Genomic DNA, 7,268 nt, shown 5'->3' with positions numbered 1-7,268 from the left:
GATTACTGTCTGACAGAAAAGAAAAAGAAGGAAGAGGTCTTTAGAACCAAAAAAAGCAAAATCTGTAAAAAGAAAAAGAACCCCTGTCAGCAAACAGAGAGATCCGATTGAAATCAAAATATTTAAAACTTTTGTGCAGCGTCTGCTCATACCTTTTCCTAAATTACAAAGTTTAATACGATTTCAATTTTTTAAATGCTTACTATAACTATACCGTCAAAATTCATTCTTTACAATAATAATCCGCTATGATAAATTTTGAACATGATGAAAAATCGTTTACACTTTGCTGCCTTTTTTATTCTATTATTTACTATATTTTCGGCATGCAATCAGAATAATAACAATAAAAAAGACGATGATTTTTTTGCAATGCAGCAGAAATTTCAGGATATTCTTGATACCGCAGAATTAAACTCCCAGCAGCGCTATTCAATCATAAATCAGATGGCAACAAACTACCTGAACGTAAAGGATTATCAGGGACTTGTGCTTTTTCTTTCGGACTGGGTTGAACAGAATCATGATGATATGTACAACTCCTACTGGCTTCTAATGACCGCTTATGCCTACCTTTCTATGGGAGCAGAGCCTGTCGCTGAATATTATTTTGACCGTATTTTGCAGCAATATCAGGATCTGCTGGTAAAAGGTAAATCCATTCATTTTATGTGCCTTCAGAATCTTATTCAGATCAGTAAGACTCCGGCCCACAGAATCAAGTATTTTAACGAGCTGATTAACCGTTTTCCAAGTGACGTAAACACAACAGAGCTTTACCTGCGCCTTGCAATGGAATACGAAAAAGACAGCCAGTGGAACAAGGCACTCCGCGCCTACACGGTTTTCTTGAACAGCCGGATGCAACTACAATTCAGATTCCAGGCGAACCAGATGCCTACAAAAATGCCCGCCACCTTATCGATTATAACTCTTCAAGTAAGGACTGGACTTTTGAAAGCCTTGAAGCTCTGGAAACCGCCGTTAAAAAGGCAATCCGCAATTACGACTGGCGATCTCTTGATAAATACAAGGCAAAGGTAAATTTCTTTTCTATGTCCTGGAAACAGGATGAAATGGATGCCAACGCCCAGGAAGAGTTCTCTATGAGAAGCTTTATGCGCGGTAACAGAATCCGTTTTGCAGATTCGCTTGACCCTTCTTCAACTCCAAGCGAAGCCTATTTGCGAACTACGGGCTGGTCTACCTACGTTCCGGTATGGTATCTTTATTTCAGAAAGGTAAACTTCCCGCTTGATTCCGATATCCACGGTAACTGGGAATGGGCTGGAATTTACATGGGTGAAAAACTTTAATAAAAAGACGATAATAAAAAAGTGATGAAAAAAGCGGTCTTTTCTGCAATTCTGATTTCTCTTTCCTTTTCTCTGCTTGCCAATAGTCAGGAGCCTGTAGATGCTTCTAAAGACATAGTACTGTCACTTCAGGATGAAATTCAGTCGCTTGCAAAAAAGAAGGCTTATATTCCTCTTGATATTCCGGGAGCAGACCGGCCTGAAGTAGAAAGATTCCGCAATCACTATCTTCATTCAGAAAAACTTGCTAAACGCCTTTATGATGACCTTGAAAGAGCCCAGGACTACAGGATTTTTGTAAGAAAGGCTGTTCTGGATGCAGAGCTTCCTCTTGTTCTGGAATATCTTCCCATGGTTGAATCTAACTATAATCCAAATGCCCGCTCAAAATCTGGGGCAATAGGACTCTGGCAGTTCATGGAAAACAGCGTTTCAAATTTTCTTGTCCTTAATGATTTTGTTGACGAACGTTATGACCCCTGGAAGGAAACTGACGCAGCCCTTAAAAAACTGCAGGAAAATTATAAATATTTTAAAGACTGGCCTCTGGCACTTGGAGCCTATAACTGCGGTCTTGGCGCCATGAACCGGGCCCTGAAAAAATCTCCTGTAAAGGATTTCTGGTATCTTGCAAGCCACGGTTATATAAGCCGGCAGACAGCGGAATATGTTCCAAAGCTTCTTGCAATTGCAGACCTTGCCATAAACAGCGAATACTACGGCATTAACCTTCCTGACCACCATGAAGAATTCGAACTTCTTGTAAACGAAAAAGAAGGAAACTTTGACTACATAAAGGTAAAAAAAGCCTATTCAATTAATCAGCTGGCTCAGGAAATGAAAATGGACACAAAGGTTCTTAAACGCCTGAATCCATCTTATGTGCGCGGGATGACTCATCCTGCAAAAGAAAGCCTTATCCGCCTGCCTCTGGGAATGCAGCAGTCTGCCATGGATGCCCTGGAACAGCTTACTCCGATTGAATTTCCATTTAAATATACAGTTGAAAAAGGCGACTCCCTCTGGGCAATTTCCCGCCGCTTTGGAGTAAGCCTTAAATCCCTCTGCGAAATTAACGACATTACCGAAAACGCAATCCTAAAAATAGGAAAAATCCTTTATATTCCCTCAAAATAAGCCGAAATTCATATTATGAAAAAACTCGCCTTATTTTTAACGCTGGGAATTACTCTTTCTTCATCAGCTGCATTTGCACAGCACAAGGTTTCTGAGCACGACGGCGTTGTAAGCGCAAAGAGCAGAATCAACTGGGTAAACCGTGAATTCGTAACTGACCTTTCTTTTGACTGTAAGACTTCAAACCTGACAATGCCTTCCGGAAAAAAATCAGCTTCTTCTAAAATTTCTGGAAAAATGTGCCAGCTTATTCAGCCTTCCCTGCTTTCTCTTTATGATGATTCAAAATATACCCTTTCTGATATGGTTGTAAGCGGACAGCTTTCGCTGGATCAGGTCTATCACTTTATTAAAGGCGGCTATAAAACCCCGGACGTTTTTTCAAAAGACTTAACTACACTTGACTCAATCAATACCCTGAATGTAAACAATCTGGGAAAAGAACTTGTAAAGCATTACTTCAGCTATATTCCAGAAAAACCAATTGATATCATTCCTTCAAGAAAATTTTCAGGAATCATTATTGATGCCCGCGGAGCCTACCCTGTTCACGGTGAATACATAAAAAGTCAGATTTATCCCTGCTTCTTCCCTACAATCTGGGATGATCAGATGAATATCGTTTATGAAAAAGGGATTGTTTCGCCTGAAACCGTAAAGAAAAATGGTTTGACCGGCTTCCACTACTCAGACAATATCGAAGATTATCAGGACAGAGTTGGAATTGATCCTCTTTATATCCGTGCTAATGAAGTTTACGGACGCAACCGCACAGACCCAATTATCAGCCGCAGGGATGCCCTTAAGATTTTTGCAGAACCTGAAAACATCAAGCTTTTGCAGGAAGGAAGAGTTGTAATTCTTCTTGATAAAGAAAACCTGATCTATGATATTGCGACCCCACAGAAGGATGATTCTTATTACGTAACTTACAGCCGCGTAAAACAGTATTTTTATGAAAACAAAGTCCCTGGCATTGAAATCAGCGACACAAATGACGGAATTCTTTTCTCTGTTGATCTCAAATTCTATCCTGATTCAACCCAGTTCCTTCCGGGAGAAAAAGAGCGCATTAAAATTATTTCTGAACAGCTCAAGCAGATTTTAAAAGACAGCGGTTATACAATTCTTGTTGAAGGTCATACTGCGGATGTAGGAAAACCGGTTGGTCAGCTTAATCTTTCTATTGACCGTACCCGTGCCGTTATGGATGCCCTTGTTGCAGACGGCCTTTCAGAAAAACTCTTTACTTATAAGGGTTACGGCGGAACTATGCCTGTGGCAAGCAATGCAACTGAAGAAGGAAGAGCACAGAACAGACGAGTAGATATTACAGCCCGCCCGATTGCGACATATATTCAGCGTTCTTGGTAACGGCGAAGGCTGCAAAGGTCGCAAGGGCAATTTTCAAGTTTGAGTATATCGTACCTTTGCTTAACTTGCACTTCGTGCAAGTTCTTCAGCTAACGTTTCTTATCTCTTTTTGCGACGTAGAGGTTAGCATCGGCTTCGGAAAGAAGAGGGGTTATCTGGTAGCCTACCTTTTCAGAAGGGAATTTTACATAGCCCATACTGATTGAAAGCTTGAATTTTGAATTATTTTTTTCTGTCCAAAGGCGGCAGTCTTCATGAATTGCATCCTGAATGCGACGGAAAGTTTCTTCCTTCATACCCGGACTTATAATTACGAATTCATCACCACCGATACGCGCTACAATATCATTAGAACGGAAATTTCCCTTTAAGATAATAGACTCTGCAATAATAGCGCAGTCTCCGGCTTCGTGACCAAAGGTATCATTAATCTTTTTAAGACCGTCCATATCGCAGTAAATAATCATACCCGACTGATTCATAGCCTTAGCAAACTGCAGGGTTGTTTTTCCAAAATCAAAAAGACCGCGGCGGTTATAAAGACCGGTAAGCTCGTCAGTATTTGCAACCGCATCAAGCTCCTTAAACTTTTTGTGGAACTTATTCTTTTCGCTGGAAACTTCGGCATAAGAGAAAATTGAACTTACAAGGGAAGAAACAATTTTTATGATAAAGTCGTAAACAAAGGAGTCGTCATGATTTTCAATGCGGAAAACAATATAGCCGTAATGAAGAGTATTATGATAAAGGCTCATACAGATTGTTCCGCTTTCGCTGAAGTTTATGATTCCATCAGGAAGAATGCGTTCATTAGGATTAAACTTAATTCGTTCTGGAAGAATTTCGCTGTCGTAGCCGGTACTTTCATCAAAACCGCAGAAAAGGCTTGCCCGGTGAGGCAGGTTGAAATAATCAAAAGGAATAGTCTGTTCAATCGGTGCTTCATAAACGACAACTGCTGCAGCCTTTATTCCAAAATCGCGTAAGTCTGAATTCAGGCGGCTTTTCAGCTGATCGACGCTCATATCAAACTGAGTTTCTGAATAGTAATTGATTACCTTTTGAATCTGGGCGTTACGCATGTAAAGGCCGGAAAGAAGGTTGCGGGCATTCCATACTTTTTCGGCATCAAGCTGAATATCAACATACTTTGTATTCTCAAGTTCCTCAGGATAAGGAAGCCGGCATGTACTTTCGCGGAAAACGGCTGAGTTTATAAGAACTACATTTCTTTCAAACTCTTCGTCTTCAAAAATCTTTTTGAGCATTTTTACGGCACGGCGGCCATGCTCATCAATATGCTGGTTTACGCTTGTAATTGAAGGATTTGTATACTTTGACTGCTCCAGATCATCAAAACCAACAATCTGAACATCCTCCGGAATGCGAAGTCCATGACGCTTTACAAATTCCGAAGCGGCATATGCCATCTCATCATTAAAGGCTATGATGGCATCAAATTCAATTTTACCGTCGTTTGAAATTGCATAAGTTTCAAGATCTTTAAGAATTGTAAGATAGTCAAAACTCATGCGGAAGTAGGTATAATTTTCCGGCGGAAAATTCTTTTCTTCAAGAATCTGATTTACGGTATTTCTTCTTATTCTGATTTCTGATGAAGAAGAGCGTAGTCCCAGAATGGCAAGCTTCTTACAGCCCTGAACGTCTATCAGATTATCAATAATTGCTTTATAGGCATAATAGGGATCTGAAGTAATTGAAGGGCAGCCCGGAATATCAATTGCAACCGAAACTACAGGAATAGGATTAAAGCCCTTTATGTAAGAAAGGATTTCGCTTTTTGTAACAAAGTGAAGCTGAACTCCGGTTGAAAAAATAATACCATCAATGGAATTCTTGGTAATAAGAGATGCAATGGCGACAGCCTGATACCCGAACGCTGTACGAACACTATGAAGTGTACCAATTGGAAAAACAAGGAGTTCATAATCATACTCCTTGCAAACTTCATTAACTGACTCGAACAAACGCTGAGAATATTCAATGGAGATAAAATCGACTATAAGTGCAACTCTGAATTTATTGCGTGCCATTTTTATAAATTTAATTTTACAACGTTGGAGCTATTTTTGCAATTTTTTTTACAATGGAATAGAATAGCTTTATGAATAAAATCAGTGAAAATAAGGAATACACAAAGCGGCTTTTAGAGCGTTTTGTAAAATATGTAAAAATCTGGTCTGAAAGCGACGGAAATGCGGCAGACCAGGGGGTATTTCCTTCTACAGAACGACAGTGGGATATGGCTGAACTTCTGGAAGAAGATATGAAAGCCCTTGGCATGAGCGAAGTACAGGTAAAAGACTGCTATGTATATGGAAGACTTCCTGCAAACTCTGACGGAGAAGCTGCAAAAGACAGCGTGCTCTTTCTTGCCCACATGGACACAGTTGATGAAGTTACGGGAAAGGACGTAAAGCCCCAGATTTTTGAAAACTACGAGGGCAGCGAAATAAAACTGAATAATGGTGTTGTTCACAACCCGGCAAATGATCAGGCACTTGCAGAAGCAGCAAAAAATCACGAAACAATCATAACGACAGACGGGACTACCCTGCTCGGCGGAGATGACAAATGCGGAATTGCGGCAATTCTGACTGCCATTGAATATTTACAGAATCATAAAGAAGAAAAACACTGTAATATAGAAGTAATTTTTTCTCCGGATGAAGAAACCGGCCACGGAATGGACAAAGTTCCTCTGGAACTGATTAAGTCCAAATATGCCTGCACAGTGGACGGCGGAAATATCGGGGAACTTGAAAGCGAATGCTTTAATGCCTGGGGAGCAAACGTTACTTTTATAGGAAAGGCCTGCCACACTGGCGATGCTAAAAAAGGAAGAATGGTAAATGCGGTAAGCATGGCAGGAAAATTTTTAAGTCTTCTTCCCCACACTAGGACTCCTGAAACCACAGAAAATTACGAAGGTTTTATTGCCCCAATGGAAGTGGCAGGCAGCATTGATACCTGTAAGGTTCAGCTGCTTCTGCGCTCATTTACACCTGAGGAAATTGAATTAGAAAAAAAGATAGTCTCTGACTGTGCAGAAGCAGCTGCCATCAGCTTTAATGGAAAGGTTGAGGTAAACTTCCGCGAGCAGTACAAGAACATGAAGGAAAAGATGACCCAGCATCCGGAGGTTCTTGAAAAACTGAGAGCGGCTTTCAGAGAGGCGGGCGTTGCCATCGTGGAAAAACCGATTCGCGGGGGAACGGACGGTTCACGGCTGACAGAAATGGGAATCCCATGTCCTAATATTTTTACCGGCGGACACAAGTATCATTCGCGTTACGAATGGGTTTCTCTAAACCAGATGGCAAAAGCTGCCGATATATTAATAAATCTAGTAAGATTTTAGGTAAAGCTAAAAAATTGCTGCATCGCAATTTTTTTTAACGCTTTGCTATAGAACACCGG

Annotated in this window: 6 protein-coding genes; 5 read left to right on the top strand and 1 reads right to left on the bottom strand. The window is 40.6% G+C overall.

The genetic code is table 11. The annotated features are described in order from the left end of the window. The first annotated feature begins 264 nt into the window (after nucleotides 1-264). The 4 genes from MSI_RS01290 to MSI_RS01280 are packed head-to-tail and all read left to right on the top strand — an operon-like array spanning nucleotide 265 to nucleotide 3,827. A complete protein-coding gene (locus tag MSI_RS01290; protein ID WP_237706475.1) occupies nucleotides 265-1,044 on the top strand; it encodes a hypothetical protein in 780 nt (259 codons plus the stop codon). An 11-nt stretch (nucleotides 1,045-1,055) separates the two neighbouring features. Further along, on the top strand, nucleotides 1,056-1,316 hold the full coding sequence (locus tag MSI_RS14960) for a hypothetical protein (protein WP_237706474.1): 261 nt from the start codon (nucleotides 1,056-1,058) through the stop codon (nucleotides 1,314-1,316). A gap of 24 nt (nucleotides 1,317-1,340) precedes the next feature. Beyond that, nucleotides 1,341-2,453 (top strand): lytic transglycosylase domain-containing protein, encoded by a 1,113-nt coding sequence (locus MSI_RS01285; RefSeq protein ID WP_009102854.1) that lies wholly within the window; start codon nucleotides 1,341-1,343, stop codon nucleotides 2,451-2,453. A 15-nt stretch (nucleotides 2,454-2,468) separates the two neighbouring features. After that, nucleotides 2,469-3,827 carry an OmpA family protein gene (locus MSI_RS01280; RefSeq protein WP_009102853.1) on the top strand — a complete coding sequence of 453 codons (1,359 nt, stop codon included), beginning with the start codon at nucleotides 2,469-2,471 and terminating at the stop codon, nucleotides 3,825-3,827. A gap of 89 nt (nucleotides 3,828-3,916) precedes the next feature. Here the strand turns inward: MSI_RS01280 and MSI_RS01275 are convergent, their stop codons facing one another. Next, nucleotides 3,917-5,881, bottom strand: a complete 1,965-nt coding sequence (locus MSI_RS01275; RefSeq protein ID WP_009102852.1) for a GGDEF domain-containing protein — start codon at nucleotides 5,879-5,881, stop codon at nucleotides 3,917-3,919. Nucleotides 5,882-5,952: 71 nt separating this feature from the next. On the opposite strand from MSI_RS01275, the gene pepT reads away from it, so the two are divergent. Further along, complete coding sequence (pepT, locus tag MSI_RS01270) at nucleotides 5,953-7,209, top strand: peptidase T (RefSeq protein ID WP_009102851.1); 1,257 nt, start codon at nucleotides 5,953-5,955, stop codon at nucleotides 7,207-7,209. Nucleotides 7,210-7,268: the final 59 nt, after the last annotated feature.

The organism is Treponema sp. JC4 (assembly GCF_000260795.1).
GTDB lineage: Bacteria > Spirochaetota > Spirochaetia > Treponematales > Treponemataceae > Treponema_D.
This window is presented reverse-complemented; position numbering and strand designations above follow the sequence as displayed.